General features: G+C 62.3%; 14 protein-coding genes. 6 read left to right on the plus strand and 8 right to left on the minus strand.

Annotated elements, in window-relative coordinates; all coding sequences use genetic code 11:
- Window positions 1-46: 46 nt before the first annotated feature.
- A complete protein-coding gene (locus tag QFZ94_RS23295) occupies window positions 47-820 on the plus strand; it encodes an SDR family oxidoreductase (RefSeq protein ID WP_429459841.1) in 774 nt (257 codons plus the stop codon).
- A gap of 9 nt (window positions 821-829) precedes the next feature.
- On the opposite strand, the gene QFZ94_RS23300 is transcribed toward QFZ94_RS23295, so the two are convergent.
- The gene (locus QFZ94_RS23300) at window positions 830-1,207 is read right to left on the minus strand and encodes a cupin domain-containing protein (RefSeq protein ID WP_368582783.1); all 378 of its coding nucleotides are present in this window, start codon (window positions 1,205-1,207) and stop codon (window positions 830-832) included.
- Between the two features lie 83 nt (window positions 1,208-1,290).
- Window positions 1,291-2,133 (minus strand): helix-turn-helix domain-containing protein, encoded by an 843-nt coding sequence (locus QFZ94_RS23305; RefSeq protein WP_429459844.1) that lies wholly within the window; start codon window positions 2,131-2,133, stop codon window positions 1,291-1,293.
- Between the two features lie 458 nt (window positions 2,134-2,591).
- Here QFZ94_RS23305 and QFZ94_RS23310 point away from each other — a divergent pair, with 458 nt between their 5' ends.
- Window positions 2,592-5,396: a bifunctional YncE family protein/alkaline phosphatase family protein gene (locus QFZ94_RS23310; RefSeq protein WP_429459846.1), complete on the plus strand. Its 2,805-nt coding sequence runs from the start codon at window positions 2,592-2,594 to the stop codon at window positions 5,394-5,396.
- Between the two features lie 93 nt (window positions 5,397-5,489).
- Here the strand turns inward: QFZ94_RS23310 and QFZ94_RS23315 are convergent, their stop codons facing one another.
- Entirely contained in the window at window positions 5,490-7,694 is a 2,205-nt protein-coding gene (locus tag QFZ94_RS23315) for a TonB-dependent receptor (protein WP_429459848.1), read from the minus strand.
- A 236-nt stretch (window positions 7,695-7,930) separates the two neighbouring features.
- Window positions 7,931-8,848: a LysR family transcriptional regulator gene (locus QFZ94_RS23320; protein WP_429459850.1), complete on the minus strand. Its 918-nt coding sequence runs from the start codon at window positions 8,846-8,848 to the stop codon at window positions 7,931-7,933.
- 108 nt (window positions 8,849-8,956) lie between these two features.
- On the opposite strand from QFZ94_RS23320, the gene QFZ94_RS23325 reads away from it, so the two are divergent.
- Window positions 8,957-9,946 carry a glutathione S-transferase family protein gene (locus QFZ94_RS23325; protein ID WP_368582777.1) on the plus strand — a complete coding sequence of 330 codons (990 nt, stop codon included), beginning with the start codon at window positions 8,957-8,959 and terminating at the stop codon, window positions 9,944-9,946.
- 12 nt (window positions 9,947-9,958) lie between these two features.
- Entirely contained in the window at window positions 9,959-10,408 is a 450-nt protein-coding gene (locus QFZ94_RS23330; RefSeq protein ID WP_429459853.1) for a VOC family protein, read from the plus strand.
- Window positions 10,409-10,434: 26 nt separating this feature from the next.
- Here the strand turns inward: QFZ94_RS23330 and QFZ94_RS23335 are convergent, their stop codons facing one another.
- The 4 genes from QFZ94_RS23335 to QFZ94_RS23350 all read right to left on the minus strand — a co-directional run bounded on the left by QFZ94_RS23335 (window position 10,435) and on the right by QFZ94_RS23350 (window position 13,980).
- The gene (locus tag QFZ94_RS23335; protein ID WP_410848902.1) at window positions 10,435-11,184 is read right to left on the minus strand and encodes an SDR family oxidoreductase; all 750 of its coding nucleotides are present in this window, start codon (window positions 11,182-11,184) and stop codon (window positions 10,435-10,437) included.
- A gap of 153 nt (window positions 11,185-11,337) precedes the next feature.
- The gene (pqqD, locus tag QFZ94_RS23340; protein WP_368582775.1) at window positions 11,338-11,619 is read right to left on the minus strand and encodes a pyrroloquinoline quinone biosynthesis peptide chaperone PqqD; all 282 of its coding nucleotides are present in this window, start codon (window positions 11,617-11,619) and stop codon (window positions 11,338-11,340) included.
- 86 nt (window positions 11,620-11,705) lie between these two features.
- Complete coding sequence (gene pqqA, locus QFZ94_RS23345; RefSeq protein ID WP_429459855.1) at window positions 11,706-12,014, minus strand: pyrroloquinoline quinone precursor peptide PqqA; 309 nt, start codon at window positions 12,012-12,014, stop codon at window positions 11,706-11,708.
- On the minus strand, window positions 11,995-13,980 hold the full coding sequence (locus QFZ94_RS23350) for a sigma-54-dependent Fis family transcriptional regulator (RefSeq protein ID WP_429459857.1): 1,986 nt from the start codon (window positions 13,978-13,980) through the stop codon (window positions 11,995-11,997). The genes pqqA and QFZ94_RS23350 overlap by 20 nt, the downstream gene beginning before the upstream one ends.
- A 439-nt stretch (window positions 13,981-14,419) precedes the next feature.
- On the opposite strand from QFZ94_RS23350, the gene QFZ94_RS23355 reads away from it, so the two are divergent.
- Together QFZ94_RS23355 and QFZ94_RS23360 are read left to right on the plus strand one after the other, a co-directional pair.
- Window positions 14,420-16,147, plus strand: a complete 1,728-nt coding sequence (locus tag QFZ94_RS23355; RefSeq protein ID WP_176119980.1) for a methanol/ethanol family PQQ-dependent dehydrogenase — start codon at window positions 14,420-14,422, stop codon at window positions 16,145-16,147.
- Window positions 16,148-16,263: 116 nt separating this feature from the next.
- Window positions 16,264-17,538: a c-type cytochrome gene (locus QFZ94_RS23360; protein ID WP_429459859.1), complete on the plus strand. Its 1,275-nt coding sequence runs from the start codon at window positions 16,264-16,266 to the stop codon at window positions 17,536-17,538.
- Window positions 17,539-17,554 lie beyond the last annotated feature (16 nt).

A 17,554-nucleotide genomic window follows, 5' to 3' on the forward strand; every position in this document is an offset into this window, starting at 1 on the left:
ACATCGAATTTCGATGTCGGCCCCGCCTGGGTTCCGGATACCCGGCATGTTTCAAAGAGCGGAAACTTCAACCATGTCACAACATGTCTTCATTGTCGGCGGCTCCTCCGGCATTGGCTTCGCGACAGCTAGCCGGCTATTGGATCGGAGATACACGGTTACGATTGCAGGGAGAGATTCCGCGAAACTGGCCAAAGCGAAGGCAGCATTGCACGGCGCTGCAAATACGGTGAGATTCGATGCATCCGATGCATCGACCATCGCCGGCACGTTTGCCGAGATTGGCGCAATCGATCACCTGGTTCTCGCGCTCGGCAGTGGCAAGGGTGGCGGCCCGTTTTCAGCCGTCAGTCTCGATGCGGTGCGTATGGGATTCGATGAGAAAGTGTTTCCTCATTTCGCGTGTGCCCAGGCGGCGCTTGCGTCGATTGCGAAAACCGGAAGTATCACTTTTCTCTCTGCCGTGTCGGCACACTCGGCCATACCCGGAACAGCGGGCCTCGGCGCAGCGAACGCGGCGATTGCCGCGATCGTGCCGATCCTGGCGGCAGAGCTACGCCCGTTGCGGATTAACGCGGTTTCGCCTGGCGTCATTGATACGCCGTGGTGGGACTTCCTGCCGGAGAAAGACAAGCAATCCGCTTTTGCCGGTTATGCGGCGAGAACGCCAGTAGGACGAATTGGCCAGCCAGACGACGTCGCCATGGCGATCGAATTTCTGATTTCGAACTCCTTCATGACTGGGCAAACCATCATATGCGACGGCGGAATTGGTCTGGATGCGACTGGCCAGACCGTACCGCTGACCGATCCTCGCTGACGATCTGCATCAGGCGTCACCGGTGGGAACGATTCCCGCCGCCTCGACCATCAGGATCACCGTTTTCTCAGGCGCTCGAGGGCGATGCAGCAGGCCTTTTTGCACGACAAACGCCTGTCCCTGGCCTAGATCGACGACCCGATCCTCAAGGTCTATCAGGAAACGTCCGCTAACAACATAAAAGAATTCGTCCTCCGCGTCATGTTTGTGCCAATGATATTCGCCCTGCACGACACCCAGCCGGACTACCGACTGGTTCACCTGACACAGCGTCTGGTTGTACCAGGGATGGCCGTTTGCCGCCACGAGGGCAGGCACGTCGATGACTTCGCCGAAGGAGTAGAGAACGTTAAGGCGGGTCAGATATGGAAAGGGATCGGTGCTCACATCAGTCTCCATGAACGTTAGTTCGTGTCGAAGATGCGAGCCACTGTAGGCCTTGCCAGTTCTGTTGGTCTTGTACCGGACCGTCAATCTTTGGTACAGGAGCGATCTTCGAGCAACTGCGCGCGGTACGCGCCCGGTGTCAGCCCCATCCTGCGCCGAAACACGCGCGTAAAGTGGCTTTGATCGGCGAAACCGGCGGCCTGAGCAATCGCTTTGAGCGAATGGCGTCCACTGGTCAATCGAGCGCACGCGAAATCGAGCCGAAGCTGGCGCACGTAGTCTCCGACGGTACAGCCATAGTGCTTGCGGAATTCCCGCGCGAGGTGGTCGGCGGAAACATGGCTATCCGAAGCGATTTCGTCCAACGTCAATGCCTCACGAAAACGATCGTGCAGTAGTGCTTCCACGCGAGCGAGCCATCGACGCGAACCGCCAACCGTCGCCGCGCGCGGGGCGGCCCGCTCGCATGCTGCAAGAAGTTCGAGTACCAACCCTTCGACTGCCAGCGACGTAGCCGAATCCTGCTCATGGCACTCGCGGACCAGACGGCGCATGAACGACAGCGGAGCTCCGCTGGCAAAGTCATCCGGGCGATCGAGGACTTGGGTCCGACCACCAAGCCGCGCTAGCCACGAGGACGAGAATTCGACATGGAGCGCCTTGCCGCCGGCCCCGTACCAGCAATTTGCGTGCGGTACGCCTGCGGGGAAAAGCGTCAGTGACATCGGCCCGTCTTCGCCACGGCGTGACGGCCAGGATCGTGTACCGCAGCCGTCCAGCACGAAACAGAAAAACGGATTCACATGTTCGTGCTGCGGAATGATGAGATCCGTTGCGAATTGGGTCTCCACGACCGAGATACCATCATCCCTGTATTGCAGGGTGGTAGTGCCGAAGTAGTCGCCCGGCTCAAGTACCCGAAGCATGGGACTGCTCCCAAAGAGACGTTCCAGTCGATATTACACACCTGTTGGGCCCTGCGAGTCACCTCTTGCCACGACGTTTACGACGAGCACTTTATATCAGGAATATTTTTACGTTTAAATTACGATTACATATCGATCGAGAGATAATTTTTGTAAAAATTTATTCGGAATGCACATGGTTCAGACATGTCATTCCACTGACATTCGAAACTGACTAAATGTTGCGGTGCTGAAAGCTCCAGCGCGGCACCGTTTCAATGCTTCCCGCCTGGACGAATCGCTCGCACATATCCTCGACCAGAGGCAACCCACCAGACAAATGATTCCATTCCAATCCAATTTGGCTATTTTGTTTTGATTATCTGGAGAGAAACAAAATGCATCGAAATCTCATTCAATCTGGATTTGCATTAGGACTATTGACAAGCTGCATTGCATTTGCGGCGCCGCAGGGCGACATGGAGCTTCTGCCGACTGGGCAATTCATTTCTCCGCGAGCCATACCAGGTGCCGTGCAGCAGTTGCTCAACCCGCAGCTTTCGGCCAAGCCGACCCAGATCGTCAGCGGTGCGATCAAGTCGCAACTCAGCCCGGACGGCAACACACTGGCCGTGATTACGGCGGGCTATAACACCGTCTACACGGGTGCCAGCAACAGCACGCTGGACAAGACTGACTCGACCCAGTACATCTTCATCTACGACGTGTCGGGCGCCAACAAGGCCGCCCCGAAGCTCGTGCAGGCCATCCACCAGAACAATGCGTTCGATGGCCTCGCATGGAATGGCAACCAGACCCTGTACGGCACCGGTGGCGCGGACGACGCGGTTTATGTCTATAGCCGCCCGTCGGCTCTTCCGTCGGCCCAATGGTCACAAACCGCAGCCATCGCCCTGAACCACAGCAAGGGTGTCGGGTCGGGCGTGAAGCCGAACGCCGGTGGTCTCGCTCTCTCCGGCAATGGCAGGATTCTCGTCGTTGCCAACAACTACAACGACTCGATCACCATCATCGACACGACATCGAACACCGTCATGTCGGAATACGATCTGCGCCCGTTCAATACGTCGGGCACGCAGGGCGTTGCCGGCGGCGAATACCCGTGGGCCGTTGCGCTGAAATCCGACGACACGGCGTTCATCTCGTCGGTGCGCGACCGTGAAGTCGTGGTGCTCAACCTGTCGAACCCGGCCGCGCCGCAATTCATCACTCGCATTCCGGTGAAAGGCAATGCGTACGGAATGACCCTCTCGCCGGATCAGTCCAAGCTCTACGTCGCCGTGGCGAATACCGACCAGGTCGCGGTCATCGATACGGCCAGCCACCGGGTCGAGAAGACGATCGACATCGCTAGCCAGTCCGGCGACGGCAATGATGAGGGCAGCGGCAGCAACAGGAAGTACAGCGGCCGTGACACGGTCAACGTAACCGTATCGCGCGACGGGCGAACCCTGTATGCGGTCAACAACGGCGACAACTCGATCGCCGTGATCTCGCTCGATGGCAACGAGGGCTACCACGTCACCGGCCTGATCCCGACCGCGTATGCGCCCAAGGACGTCACGCTGAGCGCCGACGGCTCGCAGATGTACATCATCAACGGCAAGTCGAACACCGGCCCGAACCCGCTCTACACGTCGGGCACAACGGCCCAGTACCAGTTCGGTCTCGAACAGAGCAGCCTCGTGAGCGCACCGGTCCCGAGGGGCGACGTGCTTGCGCGGCTGACCAGCCAGGTCGATGAGAACAACCACTATTCGGTCAGAGAATCGCAAAGCGATCGCCAGACGATGAATTTCCTGCACGATCACATCAAGCACGTGATCTATGTCGTCAAGGAAAACCGGACGTTCGACCAGATTCTCGGCGACCTCGGCAACGGCTCGAACGGGGATCCGTCGCTGACGATGTATGGCAAGGCCACCACGCCGAACTTCCACAATATCGCTAGCAATTTCGCCACGATCGACAACTTCGCCGATCCGGGCGACGGCTCGATGGATGGCTGGTCGTGGGTGCAGCACGCGCACGTCACGCCGACCGAGGAAGTGTCGCAGCAGGAAAACTACGCTGGCGTGAGCCGCGGCATGTCGTATGAATCCGAAGGCGCCAATCGCGGTCTGCCGGTTGGCCTCGCCACCACCGCGATGCGCGACGGTGCCTCCGGCGGGGCCTACAGCACGGTTACGTCGTCGCTGCCGGGCGGCACTGCCAACGCGCTGCCGGGTATCGCCGATATTTCGGTCCCGGATGCGCCGTTCGGCTACCAGAAGGCGAGCATCTATGACGCGGTGCTGCAAGCGGGCGGTACGGTCCGCAACTACGGCGGCATGGTCAACAACAGCGGCTCGATCGGCACGATCGCGAGCCCCCTCCTCAACCCGTTTGCTGCCGGCAACATTCAGGCGTACCCGCTCAAGCCGTCGCTCGTCACGCTGACGGACCCGTACTACCGCGGCTTCGACCAGGCCTATCCGGACACCTTCCGCGAACTCGAATGGAACCGCGAGTTCCAGCAGTACGTCGCGAACGGCCGTCTGCCGTCGTTTGAATTCGTCCGCATGGGTTCCGATCACACCGGCAGCTATGCGCAGAACGTCGGTCAGATGGGGACGGCTGAACAGGAGCAAGCGGACAACGACTTCGCGGTGGGCAAGCTGATCGAGACGGTCGCACACAGCCCGTACGCGAAAAGGACACTGATCGTGGTGGTCGAGGACGACTCGCAGGCCGGTTCGGATCACGTCGACTCGCACCGCGCGCCGGCCTACGTCGTTGGCGCATACGTGAAGAAGAACGCCGTTGTCAGCACCGCGTACAGCCAGGTGAACGCGATCCGTACCATGGAAGACGTGCTCGGCACCCAGCACATCAATCTGAACACCGCATATGCGCAACCGATGGCCGACGTCTTCGACACTGGCTCGGACGGTTCGTGGACCTACACTGCCGTCGCGTCGACGATCCTGAGGGGTACGAACGTGGGCAACGTTGCCACCGGCCCGGCATCCGCCGGCAACGACGGCAATCAGTACGCACAGGGTCCGGACATTCATCCGCTGCATGACGCGACTTACTGGGCAAGCGTGACGAAGGGCTTCGATTTCTCCAAGGAGGATCGTGTTCCGCCGGAACTCTTCAACCGCGTGCTGTGGACCGGCGTGATGGGCGACAAGCCGTATCCGGCGCCGCATTCGATCTACACGAAGATGTCTGCTGAAGGGACGAAGACGGTCGCCGCTGCCGACGACGATGACGATTGATCGAGGGTTCGCATCGCCCGTCGCGCTGCACACGCAGTAGCTGCCATCGCCGGGCGGCTGTCCAGATGGACAGCCGCCCGCTGTCGTCCACGATCAGAAGTCCGCGTGCAGGCGAACGTACGCGGCTAACGGCGAGCCGAGATAGGCACCGACCACATTGGTGGCGATGAAGTAGCGCTGGTTGGTGACGTTGTCGATGTTCAGATCGGCTCCCCAGTGACGCTCCGCGTAACCGAACTGCAGGTTCGCGATCACGGAGGCCGGTGCCCAGTCGTAGCCGTTGGCAAAGCCGTTCGTCATCCGGCTCATGTAGTCGATGCCGGCACCAGCATGAAAACCTGTCTTGCCGAAGAGGCTGAAGCGGTATGTCGTCCACAGGTTCGCCATAAAGGCCGGCACGCCCTGCGGGGCGGTCCCGACCGCACCGGGAGTGTCCGGACTATAGGTGATGTGCGCCTGCTGTCCGGTAAAGTTCGCGTACACGTGCCAGTTCGACGTGAGATCCGCGTCGAACGAAGCCTCGCCGCCGCGCGTGCGCTGCGAATCGAACGCGAGTTGGTCTTCACCGAACGGGGTCGCCACGTGTTCCCGCTTTACGTCGAACAGCGCGGTGTTGAGCACGTAGCGCCCGTCGTAGAACGACCACTTTATGCCCAGCTCGTATTGCAGCGCTGATTCCGGTGGGCCGATGGAAAAAGCCGTGTTTTCGGAGTTGAAGTTCGCGAGATAGCTGCGCGATACGCCGAAGTACGGCGTCATCCACGGCGTCAGCTTGTACAACATCCCGGCGCTCCAACTGGTCGGGGCATCGTTGCGCGTATACGTGTTGCCGGGAACCAGCGTGATGCCGTCGTTGGCCGTACGATTCGGCTCGCCGGGGACCGGGTTCAGGGTCAGCGACGTACCGAACCAGTCCTTGCGCACGCCTGCGCGGATTTTGAACCTGTCCGTCACGTCCACCTGATCGGTCGCATAAAGGCTGTAGAAGTTCGCGCTCACATGATCGTTCTGGCACGAGTGAGACGGCGCGCACTGGAAGTGCAGGCTTGCGATGGATGTTTCCAGCGGCACCGGCGCGAAGATGTCGCTTATGCCCGGAAGGTCTGCTGTCGTCTTCGCGCTGTTGAGATCCTGGTTCAGGTATTCGAAGCCTGTCAGCAGCGTATGGCGGATGCTGCCGGTCGAGAATTTCCAGACTGGTTCGAACTGGTAGTCGAACGTGTTGAGCGAATCGTCCTGATCGCGCAACTGGCGGCCGACGAATGCGTTGCCCTTGACCTTCGCGTGCGTGCTGTCGCCGTTGCTGTAGAAGTCCAGCGTGTGGTGCATGTATGACAGGCGATTATTGATCGTCAGGTAATCGCTGATGCGCCACTCGTCCGTCAGCGTGGCACGGACGTAGTTGCCGTGCGCGTTCGCGAAGGGCGTCGAATATTTGGCGTTGAACGGGACATTGCGAATCGGCGCACCCTTGTAGTAGATGATCCCGTATGAGTCGGGCGTTGCCATGTACTCCTGCGCGTCGATCGAGAATTCAACCTTGTGGTCGCCGATTTTCCATTGCAGATCGGGCCGGATTTCCCTGTTCCACGATGCCAGGTCGCGGTAGCCGTCCGAGCGGCCGGCGCTGGCGTCGACACGATAGTTCAGTCCGTCGATGCCGGTTGGACCGGTGACGTAGCCACTCGCGTTGACCGTACCGAAAGAGCCGGCCTGGATATCGCCGCCCCAATGGAACTGCGCGGACGGCGTGTAGTGGATCAGGTTGATCGAGCCGCCCGGAGGACCGCTGCCGAGCAGCGCCGAGCCCGGACCTTTGAGCACCTCGATGCGCTCGACGCCCAGCAGCGAATGCATTGGGCCGTTGACCTGGTCGCCGTCCGAAAAACCGTCGTCATAGGTCTGCGCCTGCAGGCCTCGGATCATGAAGTGGTCGGTGAAGCCCTTCGAATCGGTACCGCCGTAGTTCACTCCGGACACGTTGCCTTTGCGGATCGCATCCTGCAACGACATGGCGCCTTGTTCGTCGAGAATGCCGCGCGGAACGACCTCCACGCTCATCGGCAGGTCGCCGAGCGGAGTGCCGGTCTTGCTGACGCCCACGATCTGTTCCGGGTCGTCCACGTTATCGGGAGCGGCCGCTGGTCTCGTCGCATTGACAACGATGGGTCCCAGAGTGACCGGTGCCTCGGTCTGCTGAGTGGCCGCGGGTTCAGTCTGTTGCGCATTCGCCCCGGTGGCGAGCGACAACGTTGCAGCGGAGACGGCGATGGCGATTCGGGATGGCGATGTTCTCATTGACTCCATTCCAATGCAGCGCATTGCATCGGCTTCATGCCGTGGCAAATGAATTCCGAGTGTTCCTGCCCTTCGACCCGCGAAATTTATCGTTTGCGCGTGTCACAGACATGAACGGTCACACGGACAACGAATGCGGAATCGTTGTCGTGTCATCGCGACGCTATCGCTTTCTATCGAGGGGTGACCTACGCGACCTCGCATGGGAAAGCTGCCCATGCAGCTATGCGGATCGCTTATGCAAACAGATCCAGTCCGTTCACCAATCGTTTGGCCAGACGCGGTTGACGCAATTGCTCCAACCACCATTGAAGCGCTCGGCCTTCGTGGTCGCCGCGCCAGGCAACGTAGAGCACGTTGGGTTCACGGGGATCGGCCGTGCCTTTCTCGACGAGTTCGCCTCGCTTGAGCAGCGCCGCAATCCTGCGTCTCGGCAGCCAGCCGACCCCGAGCCCGTCACGCTGAGCCAGAATCTTCGCGCGCATGCTGGGAACGGCCAGCGAAGCCTGGCCGCCAACCACGCCATAGGCGCGGCCCGGCATCATTCTCGACGAATCGGCCACGACGACGGCACGATGGGCCGCGATATCTTCGCGCCTGAGCGGACCTTTGGCCGCTGCCAGCGGATGACGCGGCGCGACCGCGAACACCCACTCCATCACACCCAGCTCGAACCACCGTAGGCCGGGGATCGCCGGGGGTTCGTTCGTCGCCCCGACAACCAGGTCGCCTCGACCTTCGCGCAGCGCCTCCCAGGTGCCGCCGAGCACTTCATGGGTGACCCGGAGTTTTACCCCCGACTGCAACGCGTCGAATGCGCGGACGACTGGCATCACAAGCTCGAACTCGATGATCTCGTCGGTCACGATCCATAACCGGTCCTCCCAGCCGCTCGCGATCTGCCGAACCCGCTGAGTCATGCGAGCCACGTCCTGCATGAGCCGGCCCGCCTCCTCCGCCAGCGCATGCCCAGCCGGAGTAAGCTGCAACCGGTAGCGCCGGCGATCGAACAACAATGCGTCGAAGCGGCTCTCGAGCTGGCGCGCGGCATGCGACACAGTTGACGGCGCCTTGCCCAGTTGCGCGGCCGCGCGCGACAGGCTCCCGGTTTCCCGAATCGCTTCCAGCAATGCAAGCTCTTCCGCCGACAACATGTTCCACTCCGTCGAACGTGTTCATCGGGACGATCGTACGGCAATACCATCCTGATGGTCCATCATGCTGTAACCAACCTGAACGTCTCGCGAACAAGGAGCAACGACATGGGCCTGCTGGTCAATGGTGAATGGCAAGACCGCTGGTACGACACGGCGTCGACGGGCGGTCGCTTTGTCCGTAAGGACGCCGCGTTTCGCAACTGGCTGAGCGCCGACGGCTCGCCGGGGCCCAGCGGGCGTGGCGGCTTTCGCGCTGAAGCTGGCAGATACCACCTGTACGTGAGCCTCGCCTGCCCGTGGGCACATCGCGCGCTGATCGTGCGGGCGCTCAAGGGCTTGAACGAGATGGTCAGTGTGTCGGTGGTCCACTGGCTGATGCTCGAGCGCGGATGGACCTTTGCCGAGGGGCCCGGCACCGTGCCCGATACCGTCAACGGCGCAAGCTTGCTGCATCAGGTCTACACCGCCGCCGACCCGCACTACACCGGACGCGTCACCGTGCCCGTGCTGTGGGACAAACAGCAGAAGACGATCGTCAATAACGAATCGTCGGAAATCATTCGTATGTTGAACTCGGCCTTCGACGCTCTGGGCGCCACGCCTGGCGATTACTATCCGGCGCCATTGCGACGCGAGATCGACGAAATCAACGGCCGTGTGTACGACACGTTGAACAACGGCGTCTACAAGTCCGGCTTCGCAACAACGCAAAGCGCGTACGAGGAAGCCGTCAAGCCGCTGTTCGAAACGCTAGCGTGGCTCGAGGAGCGGCTCTCGACACAACGCTTTCTGACTGGCGACACCTTCACCGAAGCGGACATCCGTCTCTTCACGACGTTGATACGCTTCGACGCCGTTTATGTCGGTCACTTCAAATGCAACCTGCATCGGATCGCCGACTACCCCAACCTTTCCGCCTATACGCGCGATATCTATCAGATGCCGGGCGTCGCGGAAACGGTCAATTTCGAGCACATCAAACGGCACTATTACGAAAGCCATCGTGGGATCAACCCCACGGGCATCGTGCCGCTTGGACCGGTGCTCGACTTCTCCACCCCGCACGATCGCGCGCGCTTCGCGCGTGCAAAGTAGGAAACCTCGGTCATGTACAAGGCTCATCTGATGCTGCCTCCGGTTCGCGGTCTGCGACTCAATAACGTCGCGCTCGCCGTGAGCAACCTGAGCGCGATGGTCGCGTGGTACGAATCCCGGCACGGTTTCGTCGTGACCGGGCGCGGCCGTTTCGACGCGGGAGGCGCGGACTACGCAATCCTCGAGGCTGCCGGTTTGCGCATTGAACTGGTGGCACGCGCAAGCGCGGTGCAACGTCCGGTGGACCGCACGACCCCGCCGGATCATCTTGCGGTGCTTGGCCTCAAGGCGATGGTGTTCGAAACCGACGACCTGGAGGCGACCACGGCCTTGCTGGAGGAGCATCGGGTGGACATGGTGTGGGCAGACCAGCCGTTGAGCGCCGAGCGGCGCTCAACCATGCTGCGCGATCCGGAGGGAAACCTGATTCACATCTTCGGCCCGCTGTTGGACCGCACTTGAGAGCGCATCAGATTCGATCGCGTCGTTTAAAGCTGACTCATCCCGCCATCAGCGATGATCTCCGTGCCGACGATAAACGCCGATTCGGGTGACGACAGATGCAACACGGTGGCGGCGATTTCCTCAGGCGTGCCGAAGCGTCCCAGCGGAATCTGATTGAGAATTTGAGCGGCAGTCGCTTTCAGGGTATCGGCGTCCAGGCCGAGCTTGCCGTACAGCGGCGTTTGCACTGGCCCGGGGCTCACCACATTCACGCGCACGCCACGCGGCAATAGCTCCGAGGACAAGGTCCTGGCGAGCGAAATCACGGCAGCCTTGCTGGCCGCATAAACGGATGAACCGGGCATGCCGATGTGCGCGTTGATCGAGCCATTGATCACCACCGAAGCACCCTTGTTCAAATGCGGCAGCAGCGACTGGATCTGAAAATAGGCGCCCTTGACGTTGATATTGAAGTTCGCGTCCCAGAGCGCTTCGTCCACGTCAGTGAAGGGCGCGAACTTTGCAGCGCCCGCGTTGATGAAGACCGCATCGAGCTTGATGCCTGCATCGCCGATCGCGATGGCGAGCTCGCGCGCGGCCGCAACCGATCCTGTGTCGTTGCGAACCGCCACCGCGTCGGCGCCAAGCCCTCGTTTCGCCTCTTCGAGCGCCGCGCTGTCACGGCCCGTGATGACGACCCGTGCGCCTTCCGCGGCGAACGCCTTTGCCGCGGCGAGACCGATTCCGCTGCTACCGCCAGTGATCAATACAGATTTGCCATGAAATCGCGTCATAACTTTCTCCAATGAGTCAGGTGAGTTACTGCGATTCAATGATGCGCCGTTTCGATGGAAATGCCGTACGATCCGGGCGATGAAATCGTTCGAGATGATCGAACATCTTTCTCGATCGAATCTGCGTGGGACGCGCACAAGTCCTGGGGCTGGTCAATCCAGCCAGCCGCGCAGCCGCGCATGATCGAGAAAGCGGTAGACGTCGGGCGCAAGTTCGGACGTGCCGAAAAGCCGTTCGAGTTCGCCGATGATGTCGTCGAGCTCGTGTTCTCCGTCGCAACGCGCGAGGATCGCGCCGGCGCTAGCGTTGAGCTTCACCATCCCTTCGGGATAGAGCAGCACGTAGGCGTCCTGCGCCGCTTCCCACTGCAGGCGGAAGACGCTGCTCAGACGGGGGCGCAGCGGCACGCCGCTATTCGAATCACGCTTGTTCATCGCGATCCCAGTGTGTTCATGGTCGTTCGTTGCGTGCGCCGCCCGCGGCGCACTACGTGCAGCGCGGGCGGCACGCCGCGGCCCGCTCAGCGATTGGCGATGTACATCGTGATTTCAAAGCCGAAACGCACTTCGGCATACGACGGGGTGATCCATTGCATGGCATGTCTCCTTGTTTGCGATTGGATGAAAAACCGCACTCGATGCGCGGCCGCTCCCTTCAAAGCAAAGGATATGCCGGTGTCGTCACGCGAGGCGGGGGGCATTCGGGAGACGGGCAGTGTTGATTTTTGGAGCACCACCGTTGCGGGATGCAACAGCGGTGCGACAGCACGTGAGCGAAACAGAAGTGCCGATGCAAGCGGCGCGATGGGCTCAAAAGTCGTCCACCGCACGACCCGGCTCGACCGCGGGCATCTTCCGGTAGATCATGTTGCGCGACACGCCGAGCTCGCGCGCCGCCGCCGACACATTGCCGCCATGCCGCGCGAGCGCCGCGGCAATCACCGACACGGTCACGTCCTGGAGGCGCGCGCACTCCGGCACGGACGCACCGCCCGCGCCTCGCGTATCCGCCGCGCCGCTCGACGCAACGTCACAGCGCAGGTCATCGAAGAAGTCATCGGGCAAATGCTCGCGCCGGATCTCGCCGTCCGCGTCGACCATGGCCGCCGCGGTGCGCAGCAGATTGCCAAGCTGCCTGAAGTTGCCCGGCCATGGACAGCGCTCGAACATCGCCATCACGTCGGGCGCGACGTGAAGCGGGTGCCCGTTCGCGCTGGCGAGCGATTCGCGCAGCAACATCTTCTGGATCACGACCGCGAGATCGGTCCGCTCGCGCAGCCGCGGCAGACGCACCACGAGGCCATTGAGCCGGTAGTAGAGATCCTCGCGGAAGCGGTTTTGCGCGATCATCACGCGCAGGTCCCGGTGCGTCGCGCAGATGATCGCGACGTCCACCGCAATGCTGCGCGTCGAGCCGAGCGGGTTGACGACGCGTTCCTGCAACACGCGCAGCAGCCGCACTTGCAGCGAATACGGCATGTCGCCGATCTCATCGAGAAACAGCGTGCCGCCGTTCGCCTGCAGCAGCTTGCCGATTGCGCCTTTGCGGCGCGCTCCGGTGAATGCGCCTTCCTCGTAGCCGAACAGCTCGGATTCGATCAGCGTCTCGGGGATCGAAGCGCAGTTGACGGCGACGAACGGCCCCGCGTGACGCGGTGAATCGTTGTGAATCGCCTGCGCGAGCAGTTCCTTGCCCGTGCCGGTCTCGCCATTGATCAGGATCGGAATGTCCTTGCCGATCACCCTTTTGACCTTCGCAATGACCGCGGCGACCTGCGGGTCGCCCGTGTCGAGATAGCTCAGACGTGAAAGCCCGGCAGCGGTGGGCGGCGGCTCTTCGCGCGCCGCCGCCCGCGCGCCCTCGTGCATGGCGACCGGGCGGCTGCCTTCGGCCAGCGACGCCCGCCTGAACTGCACGCGCGCGCAGACCACCGCGCCGCTGCTCAGGTTGAGCAGCAGGTGCGGGTCGAGACTCGCGCGCGCACGATCGATCAGTTGCGCGCTGGTGGTCTGGAACAACGATGACAACGTATGCGCGCGCAGCCCGGCGAGCGGCATGCCGAGCTGGAACTGCGCACTGCGGTTGGCCGACAGAAAGCGCCCGTCGCTCGTGAACGCGACGATGCCTTCCATCAGCGTGCCGAGAAACTCCGGACGACTATGGAAGGACACTTGCAGCGTTTCGTGAAAGGTGGTCGTGAACAGATGATTCTCGATCATCTGCACCGACATTTTGGCGAGCGCCATCGTGTGCTGATGATAGCTGCGGTAATCGCCCGTCACGTCGAGTACGCCGATCGCGTCGCCATACGGATCGAGAATCGGCACGCTCGAGCAGGTCAGGAAGCGGTTGGCCGCGAGGTAATGCTGGTCGCCGTGCACGACCATCGCGCAGCGCTCGGCCAGCGCCGTACCGATCGCATTGGTGCCCTGGCGGTCCTCGGCCCAGTTCGCGCCGGGCCGCAGCGCGACTTTCTCCGCGCGCGCGAGGAAGTCGTCGTCGCCGATCGAATGCAGGATCAGTCCTTCGGCATTGGTCAGCACGATCATGCTTTGCGTGTTGGCGATCTGCTCGCGCAGCGTCTCCATCACCGGCATCGCGTGCGCGCACAGCACCCGGTTCTGCTCGCGTTTGAGCACGAGTCCCGCGTTCGAAAGAACCTCGTAATCCGGTCGCGCCGACGCGCACAGACCAAACGTCTCGGACCGTTCGTGTGCTTTCTGAATCGCCGGTGCGGGAAAGTCATTGGACCGGACGGCCGTCTGAGTCACGGCCGGATGAACGTCATCGCGCATTGTCTCCCTCCAGCAGAGCCTGGTACCTTGCCAGACTTTTCTCCGTTTCCTTAAGCAAGCTCCAGGCCATTCATTTCATCGGCGGTCGCGAAGCGAAGAGGCTGTATTACCGCAAATCCCTACGCGTTGCGATATGCGGAGTCACCCCGAGTGGCGCTTGATCCGCGCTGCTGGCGTCGCCCCCGCCCCGAGCGATGCGCGCGAGCGCCGCGATTGTGCTGTTTCTCAACACTCCATCGTCCGGCGTTGTACCGGGACGCAACAGATGGAGCGCCATGCGGGCGAGATGTCCCGCAGCGCGTTTCAGGCGCGCCGCCCTTTCGGACTCGTTCACAAAAATGGCATGCCACTTGCAGTAACGGCATCGCAACCGGATCGCACGGAACGAAGGGGCGACGCCTCTCCCGGCACTGCATCGACAAACACTCAGGAGACGACCATGAAGAACCGTTCGCCCGCCGCTGGCCGGCTGGCTGTCCTTGGAGCGAGCATCGCGATCGCGATGGCACTGAACGTGGCTCCGGTGGGCGCCGCCCCGGACTATCCCGCGGTGACCTACGAGCGCCTCGCTCAAGCGCAAAGCGACCCGGGCTGGCTGACCTATTACCGCAGCTATAGCGGCCAGTCGCATTCCCCTCTGAAGCAGATCGATGCATCGAACGTCGCCGGACTCAAGCAGGCCTGGAGCTATCGCTTCCCCGCGGAACTCAAGCAGGGCTTCGAAGCAACCCCGATCGTCAACGGCGGATACCTTTTTGTCAGTACGCCAAAGGACAACGTCTATGCGTTCGATGTCAAAACCGGCACGCAGCTGTGGAAATACGAGCCGAAGCTCGGCGCGGAATCGTTCAAGACCGCCTGTTGCGACGTCGTGAATCGCGGCGTCGCGCTGTATGGCAAGAACGTCTACGTGGCGATGCTGAGCGGCGAGGTGGCCGCGATCGACGCGCAGAGCGGCAACCTCGTGTGGAAGAAGCAGATGTTCGAGCCGGGTCTCGGCTACGCGTTCTCGCTTGCGCCGCTCGCGCTCGACGGCGCGATCGTCGTCGGCACGTCGGGCGGCGAATATGGGATTCGCGGCTATATCGCCGCGCTCAATCCCGACGACGGCTCGATCATCTGGAAGCGCTATACGATCCCGAGTGCCGGTGAGAAAGGCAGCGACACATGGCCCGACGGCATGCAGGAACATGGCGGCGGCGCGGCGTGGCTGACCGGCACCTACGACGCAGCCACGCAGACGCTGTACTGGGGTGTCGGCAATCCGGGGCCGTGGCTCGCCGCGCTGCGTCCCGGCGATAACCTGTACTCCGATTCACTGCTCGCGCTCAATCCGAAGAACGGCGAGCTGAAGTGGCACTACCAATACACGAACAACGACACGTGGGACTACGACGGCGTCAACACGCCGGTCCTTGCGAACATCAGCTACAAGGGCAAGCCGTATGACGCGATCATCCATGCCGACCGCAACGGCTTCTTCCACGCGATCGACCGCAAGACCGGCAAGCTGATTTACGCGGAACCGTTCGTCAAGGCGCTGTCGGTGACCGGCTACACCGCCGACGGCAAACCGGTTCAGGACGCCAGCCGGTTTCCGAAGGCCGGCACGACGATCAACACCTGCCCAAGCTTTCTCGGCGGCAAGAACTGGTGGTCGACCTCCTACGATCCCGAGCGGCACATCGCGGTGGTGCCGTCGCTGCATGCGTGCATGAGCCTGTCCGGCAAGTCGGTCAGCTACATGGAGGGCCTGCCCTACCTCGGCGAAGGCTTCGAGATCCAGCCTGAACCGGGCAGCCAGGGTTATGGCGAGCTTCAGGCCATCGACGTCAATACCGGCAAGAAGCTGTGGGGTCACTGGACCAAAATGCCCTGGAACGGCGGCGTCGCCACGACGGCCAGCGGCCTCGCCTTCAGCGGCTCGCTCGACGGCCATCTGTACGCGTTCGACGTGACCACGGGCAAGGTGCTGTGGGAAAGCCCGCAACTCGCGAGCGGCATCGTCGCGCAACCTTCCGTGTTCGAAGTCGATGGCAAGGAATACGTGGCCGTGCTGGCGGGCTACGGCGGTGCGAATCCGATCTGGGGCGGCCCGATGGCCGACGTCGCGAAGGACGTTCCGCGCGGCGGCACGCTGTATGTGTTCGCGCTCGATCGCAGCTGAGCGCAGCCACTGCACCCTCATCGTTCTGCACCTCCGACTCTCGCAGCTGCATCTCTCCGCGCCCGCACGCAGTTCAGGCGGGCGCGGTGTTCCCGCCATCACAGGAACGCACCATCATGAACATTCGACTCACTCAGGTTGCTCTCGCCGGCGCGCTCGTCGCCGGCGCCGCGCAGGTTGCCGTCCACGCGGCCACGCAGACGTCGTCCAGCGTGCGCGTATGCACGATGCCAGGCAGCCCTTCGGCCGAGCTGGACAAGTCCGTTGCACGTGCGGTGTTGAACGCCGCGGGCATCGCCGCGACCTTCGCGTCGCGCGGCATCGATGACGACGGCGGCGACGACGGCATCTCCGCTCGCGAGCTGTCCAAATCGCTGCAGCGCGACTGCGATGTGATCGCGGGCTTTCCGCGTTCGAGCGTGGCCGACGGCTCCGACTCGCAGCTGCTATTTTCCGAGGGCTATCTGCACTCCGGCTATGTCAGCGTCACGCTGCGCGGCACCCATGCGGCCAACCCCAGCGTCGCGGCGCCGGACGGCAAGATCACGATTGCGGCCACCTGGTCGAGCCCGTCGCAACTGATCGCGGTCCAGCAGAAGAACGCGCGCTTCGATCTGGAAACCACCTCCAGGCTGACCGTCGACGCCGTCGCGAAAGGACGCGCGCAACGCGCGATCGTCTGGTACCCGGCCGTGGTCGCATATCGGCGTGCGCACCCGCAGCAGCACTTCGACGTCGCCGCCGCCGAATCGCCTTATGCCGACTGGAAACTCGTGTTCGCATCGGGACCCGGCACGCAGCAGTTGCAAAAGCGCATCGATGAAGCGCTCGTGCGCTTGCGCAGCGATGGCCGGCTCGCGGCGCTGACGCGCAACTGGGCATTACCAGCCACGATCGCGACCGATTCGGCGACCCCTCACGCGAGCCTCGTGCGCAGTGCCGCGCGCTATCTCGACGGCCCGACGCAGCCGTCGCCGCGTGCGGACGTATGGCGCGCGAGCGGCATGCCGGCCGCCGGCGGCTTCATCAAGGTCGCGGCGACGACCGAGGCACCGTCTTTCGATCACGATCAGGTCGCCCACGGCGAACATCTGTATGCCGATTCGTGCGCGAAATGCCACGGCGAGAAGCTCGAAGGCAACACCGCGCCTTCGTTGAGCGGACCGGCCTTCGCGCCAGCGGCGAACTCGCATCTGACGATCGGCGGCATCTATCAGTACATGTCGACCAACATGCCCGCGGATCATCCCGGCAAGATGAGCGACGAGGAGTACGCCGATCTGATGGCCTTCCTGCTCTATACGAATGGCTACGACACCGGCAACGTGAAGCTGACCGCGCAGGCCGCGCAATCCTCGACCACACCGCTGAATGCGGGACCGCGCCACTGACACGTTGCATCGCACT

The sequence above is a fragment of the Paraburkholderia sp. JPY465 genome (genome assembly GCF_050436725.1).
GTDB lineage: Bacteria > Pseudomonadota > Gammaproteobacteria > Burkholderiales > Burkholderiaceae > Paraburkholderia > Paraburkholderia youngii.